Raw genomic sequence first — 17,643 nt, 5'->3', positions numbered from 1 at the left:
AAAGCACATGGATTTAACAAAACTTATAATAGATGAAAATATAAGTATTCGTGAAGCTATTAAGAAGCTGGATATTGGTGCAAGAAAAATATTGTTAATCCTAGAAAATAGTAAGTTAAAAGCTGTACTAACTGATGGAGATGTAAGAAGATGGATACTTAAAAATGGTAGTTTAGAAGCTCCGGTAAAGCTTATAATGAACTCAAACCCGGTTTGTTTAAATATTAAAGATGCTAATAAGGCAAAGGAAATAATGAAAAATAGTTTTATTGAAGCTATACCATTGGTGGATGAACATAAAAATTTAAAATCCATTATTTTTTGGAATGATGAAAGTGATGAAAAACTAAATTGTTTTAATATACTGGACAACCCTGTAGTTATAATGGCTGGTGGGCGAGGAACTAGGCTCTATCCTTATACAAAGATACTTCCTAAACCTTTGATTCCTATAGGGGAAACCCCGATTATGGAAAGAATAATAAATAGGTTTGTTGAATATGGATGTAATGATTTCTATGCTACAGTAAATTATAAAAAAAATATGATTAAGTCTTATTTTAATGATTTGGAAAAGCCATACAACCTCCACTTTGTTGAAGAAGATAAGCCTCTTGGAACCGGAGGTAGTCTCCATATTTTAAAGGGTGTAATAAATAAAACCTTTTTTATTTCTAACTGTGATATTATAGTTGATGCTAATTATTCAGATATCCTTAAATATCATAAAAGTAAAAAAAACAAGGTTACTATGGTAACATCTCTTAAGCATTTTGTTATACCGTATGGTGTTATACATATAGATGATAATGAAATAGTAAATAAAATTGAGGAGAAACCTGAATTTACATACTTAGTAAATACGGGAATGTATGTGGTGGAACCCGAAGCTCTAGAAGATATACCTGAAAATCAGTATTTTGACTTTCCAACCTTGTATGAATACTACATAGAAATTGGAGAAAAAGTTGGGGTTTATCCAATAAGTGAAGGTTCCTGGATGGATATGGGACAAATTGATGAAATGCAGGATATGGTAAAAAGGTTAGGTATAGATTAATGGAAAATATAATACTAGTTGGAGGAGGAGGACATTGTAAAAGTGTCATTGACTCTATAATTGATTCTAAGAGGTTCAATGTGGTTGGGATTATCGATTTAAAGAGAAATATAGGCTTATTCATCAATAGTGTCCAGGTTGTTGGGCAAGATGAAGACTATGAAAAGTTTTTTTTAGAGGGAGTAAAGTATGCATTTATAACTATTGGGAGCACAACAAGCACTACCGAAAGGGAGCGGGTTTATAAGGATCTAAAATCTGTTGGATTTCAGCTTCCAATTATAGTTGACCCTTCAGCAATAGTTTCAAAAAACGTAGAAATAGGTGAAGGAACCTTTGTTGGGAAAGGTGCAATAATTAATACAAATTCAGTAATTGGGCAAAACTGTATAATCAACACAGGTACTATAATTGAACATGATTGTGTTATTCAAGATTATTGTCACGTCGCTCCAGGATCTACTTTAAGTGGTGGAGTAAAAGTTGGAAGAAGTACCTTAATTGGAACCAATTCCACAGTTATTCAAGGAGTGCAAATAGGGAGTAACACAATTGTCGGTGCAGGAAGTGTCGTGGTTAAAGATATTAAGCAAAATTGTATTGCATATGGAAATCCTTGTAAGGAGGTAAGGTAATGAATAAAGTTTTTATAATTGCTGAAGCTGGTGTAAATCATAATGGAAGCATAGAACTTGCAAAAAAGTTGATTGATGTTGCAAGCTTAGCAGGTGCAGACGCTGTAAAATTTCAAAGTTTTAAAGCAGAGAATTTAGTTTGCAAAAATGCACAAAAAGCAGAGTATCAAAAAGAGACTACTGGTTCTAAGGAAACACAGTTTGAGATGATAAAAAAATTAGAGCTAGACTATTCTAAACATAAGGAACTAGTAAGATATTGTAATGAAAAGAATATAATGTTTTTATCCTCTCCATTTGACTTAGATAGCATAGACCTTCTAAATAAATTAGGAATTGAAATTTTTAAAATTCCTTCAGGTGAAATTGAGAATATGCTATATTTGGAGAAAATAGGTAAATTAAACAAAAAAGTTATACTCTCAACTGGTATGTGTAACTTATCTGATATAGAGCTTGCACTAAATGTGCTAAGGAATAATGGAACTAACGATATTACAGTGTTACATTGTAATACTGAATATCCAACTCCAATGCAAGATGTAAATTTAAATGCAATGAACACAATAAAAGAAGCATTTAAAATTAAAGTAGGATACTCTGATCACACAGAAGGCATAGAAGTGCCTATTGCTGCAGTGGCATTAGGAGCAGAAGTTATAGAAAAGCATTTTACCCTTGATAAACAAATGAAAGGTCCTGACCATAGAGCGAGTTTAAATCCACAAGAATTAAAAGATATGATTGATTCAATTAGGAATATAGAAATTGCATTAGGAGATGGTGTAAAAAAGCCGTCTAGTTCTGAGATTAAAAATAGAGACGTAGTTAGGCGAAGTGTTGTTGCAAGAAGGAGCATAAATAAAGGTGAAGTTTTTACTGAAGAAAATATTACAGTTAAAAGACCAGGCTATGGAATTTCTCCACGCATGTGGAATTACATAATCGGAAAAACAGCCATAAAAGATTTTCAAAAAGATGAGTTGATAGAGATATGAAAAAGATTTGCGTAATAACAGGTACAAGAGCAGAATATAGTCTGCTAAAACCAATTATAGATAAAATAAATAATGAGGATGAGCTAAAAGTTCAGATAATAGCAACTGGGATGCATCTTTCACCTGAATTTGGACTAACTTATAAAGAAATTGAGAGTGATGGATATGAAATATCTGAAAAGATAGAAATTCTTTTAAGTTCTGACACTACCGTAGGTATTAGTAAATCTATGGGTCTTGCAATGATAAGTTTTTCCGAATGTTATGCAAGATTAAAGCCAGACCTAATAATAGTACTGGGTGATAGGTATGAAATGTTTTCAGCAGTGAGTGCTGCAATGATATCAAGAATACCAGTAGCTCATTTGCACGGAGGAGAATCTACAGAAGGACTAGTTGATGAAGCTATAAGGCATTCAATTACTAAAATGAGTTACCTTCACTTTACAAGTACTGAAGAATATAGAAATAGGGTAATACAACTTGGGGAAGCTCCAGAAAGAGTATTTAATGTAGGAGCAATCGGAATTGAGAATATAAAGAATACTAAATTTTTATCAAAAGAAGAGCTTGTGAATCAGATTAACTTTAATCTTGGTGATAAATTTGCTATTGTTACGTTTCATCCAGTAACTTTAGATAGCAGTTTAGCAGAAGAGCAATTTAGTAATGTCCTAAGTGCACTTGATAGTTTTAATGATTTAGACATTATCTTTACAAAAGCTAATGCAGATACAGAAGGTCGTATTATAAATCAAATGATAGATGAGTATGTTAAGAAAAACTCACATAGAACTATTTCTTTTACTTCAATGGGAAAATTGAGGTACTTAAGTGCAGTAAAATATGCTTCTGTAGTTATTGGCAATTCATCTAGTGGAATTATAGAAGTTCCTGAACTTAAAGTTCCAACAGTAAATATTGGGGACAGACAAAAGGGAAGAGTGCTATCAGAATCTATAATTAATTGCAACGCAAATAAGTGTGAAATTATAGATGCTATTAAGAAATCGCTAGATAATAATTTTACACAAACATTGCAAAATACAACTCATCCATATGGTGATGGAGAGGTGTCTTCGAAGGTTGTGTCAGTTATAAAGTCCTATTTATTAGATAACAAAATAGATATAAAAAAGCATTTTTATGATTTGAGGTGATTGAGTTGAGGATACTATTCATTGGTTGTGTTAAATCTTCAAGGATATTATTACAAAAACTAATTGATATGAATGAAAGTATAGTTGGAGTTATAACTAAGAAGGAATCAAAATTTAACTCGGATTTTAATGACTTAACTGATTTATGTATTGACAATAATATAGATTATAAGTTTACGAGGAATATAAATGATGTGGACAGCTTAGAGTACATCAGGAGTAAAACTCCTGATGTAATTTATTGCTTTGGATGGTCTCAAATAATAAAAAAGGAATTAATGGAAATTCCACCTAAAGGAATTATTGGATTTCATCCAACAGAATTACCAAATAACAAAGGAAGACATCCAATAATTTGGGCATTAACTCTAGGTCTTAAAAACACTGCTAGCAGTTTCTTTTTTATAGATGAAGGAGCAGATACTGGAGATATACTGTCCCAGTGCACTGTAAATATAAGCTATTCAGATAATGCTGAAAGCTTATATAATAAGATAATGGACGCAGCAGTAATACAAATGGAGAAGTTTACAAGCGAACTAAAAAATAATAATTTTAATGTGATAAGGCAAGATAACCATGAGGGTAATTATTGGCGTAAAAGATCGAAGCTAGACGGTAAAATTGATTGGCGTATGAATTCCTTAAATATTTATAACTTAGTAAGAGCTCTTTCAAAACCGTATATTGGAGCACACTTCGAGTATAATAATGCTGATTACAAAGTGTGGAAAGTAGAAGAAGTTAAAAATATGAATTTAAATAACATTGAGTTTGGAAAAGTAATAGAAGTTTATTCTTCAAATTCATTTTTAATTAAAGTTGGAGATGAATGCATAAAAGTACTACAGTGTGATGACATAAATTTAAAAGAGGGTGATTATTTATAATGAATATATTGTTCGTATCTCCCCACCCAGATGATGAAACACTAGGTTGCGGTGGAACTATTTTAAAATATAAAGAAGAGGGGCATAAGATTTACTGGCTCAATTTTACAAATGTAAAACAACAATATGGATTCTCTAGAGAAAAAGTAGAAAAAAAAAATAGTGAAATTAATGAAGTATCAAGATTATATAATTTCGATAAATTTTATAATTTAGAATTAGAGCCTACAAACTTAGGCAGATATGAAAAGAGTTATTTAATAAAGGAAGTATCAAATATAATAAATCAAGTTCAACCTAATATAATTTTTCTACCCTTTAGAAATGATGTTCATTCAGATCACAAAGCAGTTTTTGATATAGTTTTCGCGTGCACTAAAAGTTTTAGATATCCATTTGTAAAAAAAGTTTATGCAATGGAGATTATATCAGAGACCGATTTTGCAAACAGTGCAAATGGGTTCATACCAAATTATTTCATAGATATATCAAGATATCTAGATAAGAAAATAGAAATTATGAAAGTCTATGAAAGTGAGTTAGGAAATCCCCCTTTCCCACGAAGCATAGAAAACATAAAGGCAATAGCTACTTTTAGAGGTGCTACTGCAGGAGTTAATTTTGCAGAAGCATTTATTCTAATAAAAGGAGTTGAACACTAATGTATAATGAAAAAACAATTCTTGCTATAATCCCCGCTAGAAGCGGATCAAAAGGCTTTAGTCATAAAAATATAGCGGAAATAGATGGCAAACCTACGCTAGCATATTCCATTATAGCAGCTCAAAATAGCGGTATAATTGATGATATTGTTGTCTCCACTGATTCAATAGAATATGCTGAAATTGCAAAGGATTGGGGGGCTTTTGTTCCTTTTATAAGGCCTGACTACCTTTCTACAGATGAAGCAAGTACTATTGATGTAATACTTCATACTATTAAGGAATTAAGAAATACAGGGAGAGAATATGATTATCTTATACTCTTACAGCCAACCTCACCTTTAAGAAAAAGTACAGATATAACTAATGCAATAAAATTATGTTTTGAAAAAAGTGCTAATTCTATAATAAGTGTTTGTGAGGCAGAACACTCTCCTTTATGGTGCAACACGATTGATGAAGATTTATCTATGGAAAATTTTATAACTAGCAATGGAAATAAGAGAAGGCAAGAAATAAGTACTTATTATAGATTAAATGGAGCAATTTATATATCAAAAGTAGATTTTTTTGTAAAAAATAAGTCATTTTATAGTAGTAAGGCTTTTGCCTATATAATGGATAAGTACTCCTCAGTAGATATTGACAGCCAATTTGATTTAGATTTTGCAAGATTTCTAATGTTAGTAACTCAAAAATAACTATTATAAAATGCCAGTATTATTTAATAGTTACAACTTAATTTTTTTTGGTAAAGTAACTGATAAAAAGAACGATAAAATAAATGAGGTGAGAATATGGATAAGCTTTTAGTACCTGAGTTTTTATTAAACTTTAACTGTATAGGCTCTCAATGTGAAGATACTTGTTGTCATGAGTGGGAGATTCTCATTGATAAAAATACATACTATACTTATAAAAAATCTAAAAATAAGTTAATAAAAGAAAAATTTAACAGTAGCGTAGGGTTAAATGGAAAAAGTAATAACGATGGAAATTATGCAAAAATTGTTTTAGATGACAATAAAAGATGTGCTTTTTTAAATAAAGATAAACTATGTTTAATTCATAGTGAACTGGGACCTGAGTCATTGTGTTACACTTGTAAGATTTATCCTAGAATTTATAATAAGGTTGGTCAAGCTTTTGAGGAATCATTATCACTATCATGTCCAGAAGTAGCTAGACTAGCATTATTAAATAGAAATAAGATGAGTTTTACAGAAATTGATATAAATGTAAAATTTGAAACATATTGCACAAATACTGTAAATAAGAATGAGGATATATTTTGGTTATTAAGAATGTTTACCATTGATGTGCTACAAAATAGAAATTTTGAGCTTTGGGAAAGACTAGCATTATTAGGTGTTTTCTTTGAGCAAAGTTCAAATTTCATTGAAGAAGATAAAAAGAGTGATTTAATTTCCATCATTGACTCTTTTAATTTATTATTAGATACTGAGGAAGTACATAATATTTTAAATTCTTTGAATAAAAATGATGAAAATCAATTTAATATTTTAAATGTTTTTTATCAATTAGCAGGTTTTAAGAATACTATTCAAGTATTCGAGGAACTTTGTATGGATTTTCATGAAGGGTTGTTAGATACAGATGAGAGGGAAAAAATCTCAATTCATAAGTACAACAAAAACTATGAAGATTATTATAAGATTTTTATTCAAAAATATGAACATATTTTTGAAAATTATTTAGTTCATTATGTTTTTACAAATTTATTTCCAACCTCAAAAATTGGCAATGCCTATGATGAATACTGTGTTCTAGTGCTTAATTATGTATTGATAAAAGGTTATTTGATAGGAATTAGCGGGAAATATAAAATGATAGACGAAGAACTTACTATTAAATTAATACATTCATATAGCAGAAATTATGCACATGGAAATAATAATATACAAAATATATATAAAGTTTTAAAAAATAAAAAAATGATGACTTTAGAAAATATAATTTCCTTAATGAATAATTAATACAATTTGTTAAAAAACATATATGAATTAATTGATGGTTATACATAGTTTAATACTAGTATAATAAGAAAAACTTTAATTGTGGGGGTTGAAAAATGAGATTGTATCATAATATGGCTTCTGTAGATGTTTATAGAAGATATAAGGATAGTTTAGTGGATCAAAGCAAAGCACTAGGGAGGATAAGTTCAGGACTTAAGGTTCAAAATTACAAGGATAATCCAAACGCTATGGCAAAAGGAAAGAAGTTAGAATTACAAGTTAGAGGACTTCAAATGGCATCAAGAAATCTACAAGATGGTATGAGTCTTTTACAAGTTGCTGATGGAGGAATGCAAAATATTGAAGATAGCCTTCAAAGGATAAGAGAACTTACGGTACAGGCTGGCGGAATAAATAATGATAGTGATAAGAATGCTATAAAAATTGAAATCGATGAATTACTTAAACATATAGATGATACAGCTAATAGGACAGGAATGAATGGAATAAATTTACTAGCTAGCGGAAATGCAGGAAAATCTATAAAACTATTGGCAGGAAGCTATGCACAAGATGTTTTAGAATTGCCACTTTGTGATTTGACTTCTGCAGGTTTAGGTATTGATGGTGGTAAGATTAATATTAGTACTAATGCAGATATAGATAGTTCTTTAGGATATATTGATAAGGCAATAGATGATATTAATAGATATAGAAGCAAACACGGGGGAATAGCTAGCAGACTTGATAGTATTTATAACTATACAAGTAAAATATCTTTAAAATCTGAAACCGCCATGGCTACAACCGTAGGTGCTGACATAGCTCTAGAAATGATGGAGCTATCCAAATCTTCTTTGTTAGTTAATACAGGATTTTCTATTATGTCACAAACAAACAAAATACCACAGGATGTGCTTAGGATTTTAGAAAATATTAGAACTTACTAGATAAGGTGTTATAAAGTTAGCTACAAATTCAACTGAAAGTTGAGTTTGTAGCTAACTTTTTTATGTCATGAGTTATATTTTACATAACTAGTTTGAGAATTTATGTTTTTGGTTTTTGATAAGTGAAATTTTATTACTAGATAGTAAATTATTTTCGCAGAAAAACACTTCTAATTTTATGATTAATGTGCATGATATATCCAGAATGTTTAGGTAATTAATCAATGAAACATATATTATGACAACAAATCTTTATGTAATACGACTAATTACATAAAATACTGTACTAGGGGAAAGGTTCAGGAAAAAAATATATGAACATTATGTTAACATAAAAATGAAGGTTAAATGATTATTTATGTCAACTAAAAACTAGAAGATTAAATAATCAAAATGGAAGTGATATAAAAAACGAAAAATATGTCGAATTATACGATAAATTTAGTAATGATTTTAATTAAACAATAAAATATAATAAATATATCTACTGAAAATAACTGAGATCCTATGATATTGCTTTCAATATGGATAGAATTAAGGCGTATTGTCATATTATATAAAAAAATAGATAATTAAGACGAAATATAAAGAAATAACTAAGATGAATAATAAGAAAATAAATATACACATCTTAGTCTGCAATTCTTTAAAAGTGTAGTAAAATATTTAACATTAATAGACAAATATTCATAAAAATAATATTTGAACAAAGAGTTAACTTATATTAAAATTAAACTAGAAAAATATTAGTTGCAATCAGTACAAATTCTAAAATAATTTAAAATTTTCATTTTTTTTCAAATAAAAGAAGGAAAAAACAAGAAAATGTCTAATAATAATAAAGTGCGGGGTGATTTGATGAATAATGATATTAATCCAATTAGTAAAAGTACATACAATTTGGTTAAAAAGTCAATGGATTTTACTGTTACAGCTAATAAGGCAATTGCAAATAACATAGCCAATGTAAATACTAAAAATTATAAAAGATACTATGTCCCTTTTGAAGATGTATTGAACAGTACTATGGATAAAAATTCAATGAAAACTACTAACATGAAGCATATTTCAAGTTCTAATGGTGAGCCAACTATAAAAAAAGATACTAGCTCATCTATGAGGGAAGACGGAAATAATGTTGATATTGAAAGTGAAATGACAAGTCAAGCTGCTAACTCAATGATGTATGAATCATTAGTTAGAATTATAAATGGAAAGATCACTTCTACTAGAAGTGTGATTCAGGGAGGAGGACGTTAAACATGGAAGCTTTTAGAGGGCTAAGAATTAGCGCAAGTGGGCTTTCAGCAGAAAGGCTTAGGCTAGATACTATAGCAGCTAATATTGCAAATGCTTCAACTACAAGGGGGAAGGATGGACAACCTTATATAAGAAAAGTTGCAACCTTTCAAGAAAATATGAAGTCTCAGTTTAATAAGTCTACTGGAAAAGTTGAAGAGAAAAATTTAGGTGTTAAAGCAGTAGGAGTTGAAAATGACAAATCACCTCTTAAAAAAGTTTATGACCCAAGTCATCCAGATGCTGATGCAGAAGGTTACGTTAGCATGCCTAATGTAAATGTACTAAACGAAATGGTGGACTTAATTGCCGCTACAAGAGCATATGAAGCCAATATAAATACAATGAATGCTCAAAAAAGTATGTTCATTAAAACACTAGAGATAGGTAGATAGGAGTTAGATTATGGTGGTTAATAAGTATACACCTAATATGAGGGTGTTTCAGCAAGATTTAGTTGAAGTACATAAAGAAGGACAGGTTAATAGTCAGCAAGGATCGACATTTAGCCAGGTTTTGAAAGGTGAACTTGATAAGGTTAATGACAAACAGATTCAATCAGAAAATGTTATTCAGGGTTATATAAGTGGTGAAAAAGATATTCATGAGGTTATGGTGGCTACTGAAGAAGCAAAATTATCTTTAGAACTTGCCTTGCAAATAAGAAACAAGCTAATAAACGTATATGAGGAATTTAATAAGATGCAGGTATAGTAGGAGGTGAAATATTTGAACAAGCTATCAGACACGATAAAAGGTGCTGTTACTAAATGGAAAGAACTGAGCAAGTCTAAAAAGGTAGCTTATTCTATCATTACTACTGTAGCACTTTTAGTTATTGGCATTCTAATTTTTGTAAATGTTAATCCAAAGTATGTAGTGTTATTTTCTGATTTGAACTCACAAGATTCAGGAGCTATCATTGCTGGGCTAGATAGTAAAAAGGTAAGCTATAAAGTACAAGGGGATTCAATAATGGTTCCTAAAAGTCAGGTAGATAAACTTAGAATGGAACTTTTATCTGAAGTATCGCTAACTGAAGGAAGTCACGGATTTGAACTTTTTGATAATGGAAAGGTTGCACCAACGGATTCAGAAGCGAAGATTATGTATCAAAGAGCACTATCTGGGGAATTAGAAAGAACTATTAAGTCTTTTGAAGCAGTTGATTGGGCAAAAGTAAATTTAGTTCTTCCAGATAACTCAGCTTTCGTAACAAAACCTTCACCAGCGACAGCTTCAGTTACGCTGAAGTTAGTTAAGGGAAAAGAGTTAAGTGAGGAGCAGGTTAAAGCAATTGTTTCATTAGTTTCTGGAAGTGTTGAAAACTTACCTAAAGAAAATGTAACAATAGTATCCGATGATTTTAAATTGTTGACAGAGGGGATTTTTGATAAAGACAAGGATAATTATACAATCTCTTCGGATAAACAATTACAAACAAAAAAAGTAATTGAAGATGAGTACCAGAGAAAAATATTAAATGTATTAGAACCTATTTATAAAGATGGTATCAGAGTATCGGTTAACGCAAAGGTTAATTTCGATGCAAAGAAGCAGGATAATACAATTTTTGAACAGGGAGCTGTAGTTAGTGAACACGAAATCAACAATGAAACTACTACTGGAGCGAATACTTCAGGAAGTCCTGTTTCAAACAATATGACCAATGTTCAAAATGCTACTAATGGTAATGAAAGAACTACAAATAAAGAAACTACTAAAAATTATGAACCAACTAAGAAAAGTGAAACAGTAGTTTCAGCACCAGGGCAAGTAGAAAGAGTTACAGCTTCAATTGTAGTTAATGGTCAAATAGATGCTCAAACTCGTATGTCAATAACAAACCTTGTTAGTGAGGCTATCGGAGTTGACCAGAGAAGAGGAGATACTGTTACTGTGGAAAGCCTAGCATTCAATTCTGATGCTAAGGATTTAGCACAGAAAAACTTAGATGAGATGAAAACTGAAGAAGCTAATGCTAAAAGAAATAAGTTAATTGCTTTAGGTATTGGTGGTGGAGCAGCACTTATAATATTAATTATTATTTTATCATCTATGAGAAAAAGAAAATCTAAAAATGATATGGACGAAATGGCAGATTTTGAGGGAATTGATATGGTAATAGGAGAAACTATAACACCAAAACCACAGGAAAGCTTTGAATCATTGAATTTAGAATCAGAATCACAAAAAGACCATGTGGTAAAAGAGGTTAAAAAATATGCTGAGCAAAAACCAGAACAAGTTGCTGATATTATAAAATCATGGCTTGCAGAGGAGGAAGGAAGATAAGTAATGGCTAAAACTGAAAAATTAACAGGAGTACAAAAGGCTGCTATTCTATTTATCACCTTAGGTCCAGAAGCTTCCTCTGGTATCATTAAAAGATTGCCTGAAAGGGAAATTCAGAAAATCACCTACGAAATTGCTAATATGAATACAGTAAAATCTGAGGAACGCCAAAAGATTTTAGATGAATTCATGGAGATGAATAAGGCTAAGGATTATATACTTGAGGGCGGCGTTGAATATGCAAGAAGTCTTCTTTCTAAGGCTCTGGGAAGTCAAAGAGCTGGAGAAATCTTGGAGAGGGTCAGTGAATATTCACAACAATATAGACCTTTTTCAATTGCAAGAAAGGCTGATGCTACTCAACTTATAAATGTGATTATGAATGAACATCCTCAAACCATAGCATTAATACTTTGCCATCTTCAACCTGATAAGGCTGGGCAAATTTTATCTGCACTTCCAACAGATTTACAAAGTGATGTTGCGTATAGAATTGCTACTATGAGTAATGTATATCCTGTTCTTGTGAAAGAAATTGAAGCAGTGCTTAATAGTAAGCTTTCTAATGTAATAAGCTCAGAAAATAGCGTAGTAGGAGGATTGCCATCACTTGTAAATATACTAAATCAAGTGGATAGAGGAACAGAAAAAAATATTACAGAGGGCTTAGAAAGAGAAGATTCAGAGCTTGCTGAAAAGGTTAAACAATCTATGTTTGTATTTGAGGATATTATTACTCTTGATGATATTGCGATTCAAAGAATTTTACGTGAAGTGGATTCTAAGGAACTATGTCTGGCTCTTAAAGGTTCATCAGAGCAGGTACTTGAATCTATCATGAGAAATCAATCTAAGAGAGCTGCAGCTACGCTAAAAGAAGATATGGAATTCTTAGGACCGGTAAGACTTGTAGAGGTTGAGAAGGCTCAGCAAAAAATTGTTGGCTTAATTAGAAGATTAGAAGAAGCCGGAGAAATTACAGTTTCAAGAGGTGGACAAGATGCAATCGTCCTATAAAGTTATAAAGAAAAATTATGCTATTAGTGAAGGTAATACAGAAATTAAAACTGATTTTGTTATTCCAAAGGAAATTTTATCTAATGAGGATAGCGATAACACTGAATTGAATTCTTTTGAAAAAATTGGCGCTGGAATTATTGAAAATGCCCAACGTGAAAGTAAAAAAATAATTTATAATGCTTATGAGTCTGCAAAAATTATTGAAAATGATGCTAAAGAGATGGGCTTTAAAGTTGGGTATGATGAAGGACAAGATATAGGGTACCAAGAGGGTTATGATAAAGGTTTTAATGAAGGTAAAATTAAAGGAAATGAAATAGTTGAGAATGCAAATTTTATGTTATTTCAAGCCAAGGAAGAGTATAACAAGTTTTTGAAAGAGAAAGATTTGCAGTTTAGAAATTTAGTGATTACTACTGTGGAGACTATTCTTAAAAGAGAGGTTAATTACCCAGAGGCTTTAAATGAGTTAATATTTGAAACTCTAGAAGAAGAAAAGCGCGAAAGAACCTTTATAATTAAATGCAACTCTAATCATTATCCAGCTATTGAAGGTGAGATTCTTAATTTCAAGAACAAGTTAGCTTTTAGAGGAGAAATTTTTGTTATAGAAGATCCTATGCTTGATGATGGAACAGTTATCATCGAAAAGGATAGAGGCAATACTACATTAAGTATAGAGTACAGCATTGAAAAGCTTAAAGAAATTTTAATGGAGCAGAATTAAGAAATGAGTTGGAATTTTAAAGTATTTGTGCTTTATTAGGAATGCTACTAGGGAAATAGGTGAAACAATGATAACCTTAAATTTTGATAAATTGTCTTGTAATATTAAAAATGCTAATTTTAAGTATGTTGAAGGTAAAGTCACTAATGTTATAGGCCTTACCATTGAAGTTGAAGGTATTAGAGCTTTTGTTGGAGAAGTATGCACTATATATAACGAAAGAAATGAGCCAATAATTTCTGAGGTGGTAGGTTTTAAATCAGATAATATCATTTTGATGCCTTTAGGAAATCTAGTTGGGATTTCTCCTGGATGTCGAGTTGTTCCAAGTGGAAAACAGCTTAGTGTTCGATGTTCTGATGAATTATTAGGAAAAGTATTGGATGGCATTGGTAATCCACTAAACAATGATGAAATTACTAGATATTATTCATACCCACTTGAAGCAATGCCGCCGGACCCGCTTAAAAGAAGAAGAATTGAGCAAGTTCTTTCAACAGGAGTTAGAGCAATTGATTCATTTCTAACCTGCGGAGAAGGTCAGAGAATTGGTATTTTTGCAGGTTCAGGTGTTGGTAAGAGCACAACTTTAGGAATGATAGCAAGAGAGGCTAAGGCAGATATTAATGTTATAGCATTAATTGGAGAGAGGGGCAGGGAAGTATTAGAGTTTATTGAAAATGATCTTGGTGAAGAAGGACTAAAAAGAAGTGTTGTTGTGTGTGCTACTTCTGACCAACCTGCTTTAGTAAGATTAAAAGGTGCTTTTACAGCCACGGCTATAGCAGAATATTTTAGGGATAAGGGTCTAAAGGTTATATTGATGATGGACTCAGTAACACGATTTGCTATGGCTCAGAGAGAAGTCGGTTTAGCTATTGGCGAGCCGCCTGCAACAAAGGGATATACCCCTTCAGTATTTGCTATGCTTCCTAAACTATTAGAGAGAAGTGGTATGTCTAGTAAGGGATCAATAACAGCATTCTATACAGTACTTGTAGATGGAGATGACTTTAATGAACCTATAGCTGATGCAGTAAGAGGTATTTTGGATGGACATATAGTGCTATCCCGTGATTTAGCTGCAAAAAACCACTATCCAGCTATCGATATATTAAGAAGCATTTCTAGACTTATGCCGCAAATATCTGATGAAAACCATTTAAAGGCTGCTTCTGTAGCTAGAGATTTGCTTGCTGCTTATAAAGATTCTGAGGATTTAATAAATTTGGGGGCCTATGTAAAGGGAACCAATAAAAGAGTTGATATGTCTCTAAAATACATAGATGCAATTAACGAATTCCTTAAACAGGCTATTAATGAGCATACAAATTTTGAAGAAAGTTTAGATAAACTTTTAAATATGTTTTCAAATTAAACTTTGAGGAGAAACTTTTATGGCTAATAGGTACAATTTCAAACTACAAAAACTTCTAGAAATTAGAGAAGCAAAAGAAGAAAAAATGAAAGTACTATTTATGGAAGCAAGTAAAGAAAAACAACTTGTGCAAAGAAAACTCGATGATTTAGAAGATAATTATTCAAAGTATTCCGCAATGGATATTACTTCCTCAACATATGAGAGGAAGATACAGCAAAATTATTTAAATTTGTTGTATTCTAGCATTGAGGACACTATAGTAACATTGGATGAAAAGACCAATGAATTAGAAGAAAAAAGGCTAGATTTAGTAGATGCCCAAGTTCAAAGAAAAACCGTTGAAATACTAAAGGAGAAACAAAAAAAAGTATTTTTAGCTGAACAGGAAAGACTTGAACAACTTCAAAATGATGAGTTTTCCCTTTATGGGTTTATAAGACAAAATAGGAGGTGATTTAGTGGATATTTCTAATATAGAATTAGGTAAACAAAATTCCATATCCATTAAAAATAAAAACTCAAAACAGTTTGTAAATAAAAATGTAAATGAAGATAAGTTTACAGGTTTTTTAAATGCTTCTAAGTCAAGGCATGACAGTAAATCTACACCAAAGACAAACTTAGATAAAGTAGAAGTGAAAAATGAAACTAAATCTTTACAAGATAATGAAAGAAATGATTCAGTAAGTATGGATTATAAGTGTAAGGATAGCAAAACAAGCTTAGAGAAAATTGATAAAGAAGAGTTTAGTTCTGAGGAATCAGAAAATTTATCAGAAAATAATGACGTTACCGAAAAAACGTTACAAGATATTCTTAAGTTATTAGGGATAGATATGGGAAATTTGATAGAAACTCTTAAGAAGAGTTCAAATCCCACAAAAGAGATCCAAGATATGCTGAAAAGCGTAAATTTAGACGAGCAAAGTAGTAAGCTTACTGAAGCACAAAATAAACTAAATATGCTTATACAATTAATGGATAAAGCTTCAAAGGCGAGTATACCTAACAACTTAATCAGTGATATCCCCTCAAGAATTAAAAATGAACTCATGGATAGCAATTATGCTAGTAATTCTACGGTTGTTGAGGAATTAAGCAATGATTCTATTAGCAACAATTCTAAAGAAACTGATATGCGTAATAAATTAATTGAGAGTATTCTTTCTAAGTTAAAGGGCGCCAGAACAGAAGATTTAAGTAATAATTCAAAGATAAGTGGTCATGAGCTTTTTGATAAAAATAATACACACAATAACTTATTCGAAGAAATGCCAAGCAAAATTGGGGTAGAGGATGAAAAAACTTTAAAAGAAAATATTTCTTCTAAAGAAAGCGATCTACTAAAAAAGCTTGCTGAAGTAAATAAGTCTGACTCAAAGGTTGATAGGGTCACAAGTTTCATGAATATTCTTAGTAGTAATAGCTTAGATTCCAGTAAGGTAGAAGTAAACAATAAAGTTCCAGTTTATATTTCAAAGAGTACCTTTAATGAAGATATAATTAAGGCTGTAAAGTTCATGGATCTAAATGGAATAAAGGATTTAAGTGTTAAAATTTATCCTAAGGAACTTGGTGAAGTATTTATTTCTGTCACTATGGAACATGGAGCATTAAAAGCATCAATAAAAGCCACAAGCAAGGATGCTGTTGAGATGTTAAATCTAGGGCTAAGAGATATAAATGAAAAAATTAATTTTGATAATAGTAAAATTCAATCTGTGGATATAGGTTTATACAATGAAGATACTACTTACTTTTCAAATGGAAACTTAAATCAAAATCAACAACATGAATCTGAGCAATTTATGAGGAAAAACAGTAGAAACCAAGATATGTTAGTTGAAGAGGAAGTTATAATGGAACCAATCATGCACGAAAGTGCTGTTAATTTATTAGTATAAACAAATAAATTTAAATGGAGGATTTTATGGAAATTTCAAGTAAAAATACAAACCAGTTGTATAAAACTACTGAAAGGGGAACACCAATAGTTAAGCCTGGTGAGGATATGAATAAGAATACCTTTTTGAAAATTTTAGCTACTGAGATGTCAAATCAGGATCCAACAAAACCACAGGATACTACTGCCTATGTAACACAGTTGTCACAGTTTGCGTCCTTAGAGCAAATGTCAACTTTAAACACTACCATGAGATTTGCAGGGGCACAAAATCTAAACGGTAAATTTGTTGCTCTGGATGTATTTGATACTAAAGGTGTTCAGGAATCTGGAGTAGTAAAGTCTGTATTTAAAAGAGGAAATGAAATTTTACTTACTGTAGATAATGGTACTGGAAAATTAAAAGAGTATACTTTTGACCAAGTTTCTGACATCTTAAATATGGAAGATTCCAATAAGGATAATATTAACTTTATAAACACTTCAGCATTAATTGGTAAAACTGTTGATATTCAGGATGCTAATGGTAAGGTGCAAGGACTTGTTAAGGAAGTTTATAGAGGTGCAAATGGTATTATGGTTAGGCTTGATGTGAATGGACAACCTGTAGATTATCCATACGGCTATATTACAAATATAAGGTAGAATTAATTATAAATGTATAATTAGCACTATACTATGTGA

The 17,643-nt window shown here is 31.0% G+C and carries 19 protein-coding genes; all 19 read left to right on the top strand.

The features are described from left to right. Positions 1–7 precede the first annotated feature (7 nt). The 19 genes from J2Z44_RS07965 (at position 8) to J2Z44_RS07875 (ending at position 17,604) form a co-directional block, all read left to right on the top strand. Positions 8–1,060 (top strand): nucleotidyltransferase family protein, encoded by a 1,053-nt coding sequence (locus J2Z44_RS07965; protein WP_021284402.1) that lies wholly within the window; start codon positions 8–10, stop codon positions 1,058–1,060. After that, positions 1,060–1,695, top strand: coding sequence for an acetyltransferase (locus tag J2Z44_RS07960; RefSeq protein WP_021284403.1), 636 nt, complete (start codon positions 1,060–1,062; stop codon positions 1,693–1,695). Before J2Z44_RS07965 ends, J2Z44_RS07960 begins: the two co-directional genes overlap by 1 nt. After that, positions 1,695–2,693 (top strand): N-acetylneuraminate synthase, encoded by a 999-nt coding sequence (neuB, locus tag J2Z44_RS07955; protein ID WP_209649478.1) that lies wholly within the window; start codon positions 1,695–1,697, stop codon positions 2,691–2,693. The genes J2Z44_RS07960 and neuB overlap by 1 nt, the downstream gene beginning before the upstream one ends. Next, positions 2,690–3,853 (top strand): UDP-N-acetylglucosamine 2-epimerase, encoded by a 1,164-nt coding sequence (neuC, locus tag J2Z44_RS07950; protein WP_021284406.1) that lies wholly within the window; start codon positions 2,690–2,692, stop codon positions 3,851–3,853. Before neuB ends, neuC begins: the two co-directional genes overlap by 4 nt. 5 nt (positions 3,854–3,858) lie before the next feature. After that, complete coding sequence (locus tag J2Z44_RS07945) at positions 3,859–4,743, top strand: formyltransferase family protein (protein ID WP_021284407.1); 885 nt, start codon at positions 3,859–3,861, stop codon at positions 4,741–4,743. After that, complete coding sequence (locus tag J2Z44_RS07940) at positions 4,743–5,405, top strand: PIG-L deacetylase family protein (RefSeq protein ID WP_209649477.1); 663 nt, start codon at positions 4,743–4,745, stop codon at positions 5,403–5,405. Before J2Z44_RS07945 ends, J2Z44_RS07940 begins: the two co-directional genes overlap by 1 nt. Further along, positions 5,405–6,106 (top strand): acylneuraminate cytidylyltransferase family protein, encoded by a 702-nt coding sequence (locus J2Z44_RS07935; protein ID WP_021284410.1) that lies wholly within the window; start codon positions 5,405–5,407, stop codon positions 6,104–6,106. The genes J2Z44_RS07940 and J2Z44_RS07935 overlap by 1 nt, the downstream gene beginning before the upstream one ends. Before the next feature lie 96 nt (positions 6,107–6,202). Further along, positions 6,203–7,402 (top strand): flagellin lysine-N-methylase, encoded by a 1,200-nt coding sequence (gene fliB / locus J2Z44_RS07930; RefSeq protein WP_209649476.1) that lies wholly within the window; start codon positions 6,203–6,205, stop codon positions 7,400–7,402. Between the two features lie 95 nt (positions 7,403–7,497). Further along, positions 7,498–8,334, top strand: a complete 837-nt coding sequence (locus J2Z44_RS07925) for a flagellin (protein ID WP_021283733.1) — start codon at positions 7,498–7,500, stop codon at positions 8,332–8,334. Positions 8,335–9,192: 858 nt separating this feature from the next. Further along, the gene (gene flgB / locus J2Z44_RS07920) at positions 9,193–9,594 is read left to right on the top strand and encodes a flagellar basal body rod protein FlgB (protein ID WP_021283734.1); all 402 of its coding nucleotides are present in this window, start codon (positions 9,193–9,195) and stop codon (positions 9,592–9,594) included. A gap of 2 nt (positions 9,595–9,596) precedes the next feature. After that, complete coding sequence (flgC, locus tag J2Z44_RS07915) at positions 9,597–10,028, top strand: flagellar basal body rod protein FlgC (RefSeq protein ID WP_021283735.1); 432 nt, start codon at positions 9,597–9,599, stop codon at positions 10,026–10,028. Positions 10,029–10,038: 10 nt separating this feature from the next. Beyond that, entirely contained in the window at positions 10,039–10,347 is a 309-nt protein-coding gene (gene fliE, locus J2Z44_RS07910) for a flagellar hook-basal body complex protein FliE (protein WP_021283736.1), read from the top strand. A 15-nt stretch (positions 10,348–10,362) separates the two neighbouring features. Then, complete coding sequence (gene fliF, locus J2Z44_RS07905) at positions 10,363–11,928, top strand: flagellar basal-body MS-ring/collar protein FliF (RefSeq protein ID WP_209649475.1); 1,566 nt, start codon at positions 10,363–10,365, stop codon at positions 11,926–11,928. A 3-nt stretch (positions 11,929–11,931) separates the two neighbouring features. Beyond that, a complete protein-coding gene (gene fliG / locus J2Z44_RS07900; RefSeq protein WP_021283738.1) occupies positions 11,932–12,945 on the top strand; it encodes a flagellar motor switch protein FliG in 1,014 nt (337 codons plus the stop codon). Then, a complete protein-coding gene (locus J2Z44_RS07895) occupies positions 12,929–13,675 on the top strand; it encodes a FliH/SctL family protein (protein ID WP_021283739.1) in 747 nt (248 codons plus the stop codon). Before fliG ends, J2Z44_RS07895 begins: the two co-directional genes overlap by 17 nt. A gap of 67 nt (positions 13,676–13,742) precedes the next feature. After that, positions 13,743–15,053 carry a flagellar protein export ATPase FliI gene (gene fliI, locus J2Z44_RS07890; RefSeq protein ID WP_031271543.1) on the top strand — a complete coding sequence of 437 codons (1,311 nt, stop codon included), beginning with the start codon at positions 13,743–13,745 and terminating at the stop codon, positions 15,051–15,053. 19 nt (positions 15,054–15,072) lie between these two features. Continuing rightward, complete coding sequence (gene fliJ, locus J2Z44_RS07885) at positions 15,073–15,510, top strand: flagellar export protein FliJ (RefSeq protein ID WP_209649474.1); 438 nt, start codon at positions 15,073–15,075, stop codon at positions 15,508–15,510. Positions 15,511–15,514: 4 nt separating this feature from the next. Further along, entirely contained in the window at positions 15,515–16,960 is a 1,446-nt protein-coding gene (locus tag J2Z44_RS21930) for a flagellar hook-length control protein FliK (RefSeq protein WP_021283742.1), read from the top strand. Positions 16,961–16,986: 26 nt separating this feature from the next. Next, entirely contained in the window at positions 16,987–17,604 is a 618-nt protein-coding gene (locus tag J2Z44_RS07875; RefSeq protein ID WP_021283743.1) for a flagellar hook capping FlgD N-terminal domain-containing protein, read from the top strand. Positions 17,605–17,643 lie beyond the last annotated feature (39 nt).

This window comes from Clostridium punense (assembly GCF_017874425.1).
GTDB lineage: Bacteria > Bacillota > Clostridia > Clostridiales > Clostridiaceae > Clostridium_J > Clostridium_J punense.
Note: the sequence above shows the minus strand (reverse complement) of the source record. Positions and strands in the feature narration are given on the sequence as shown.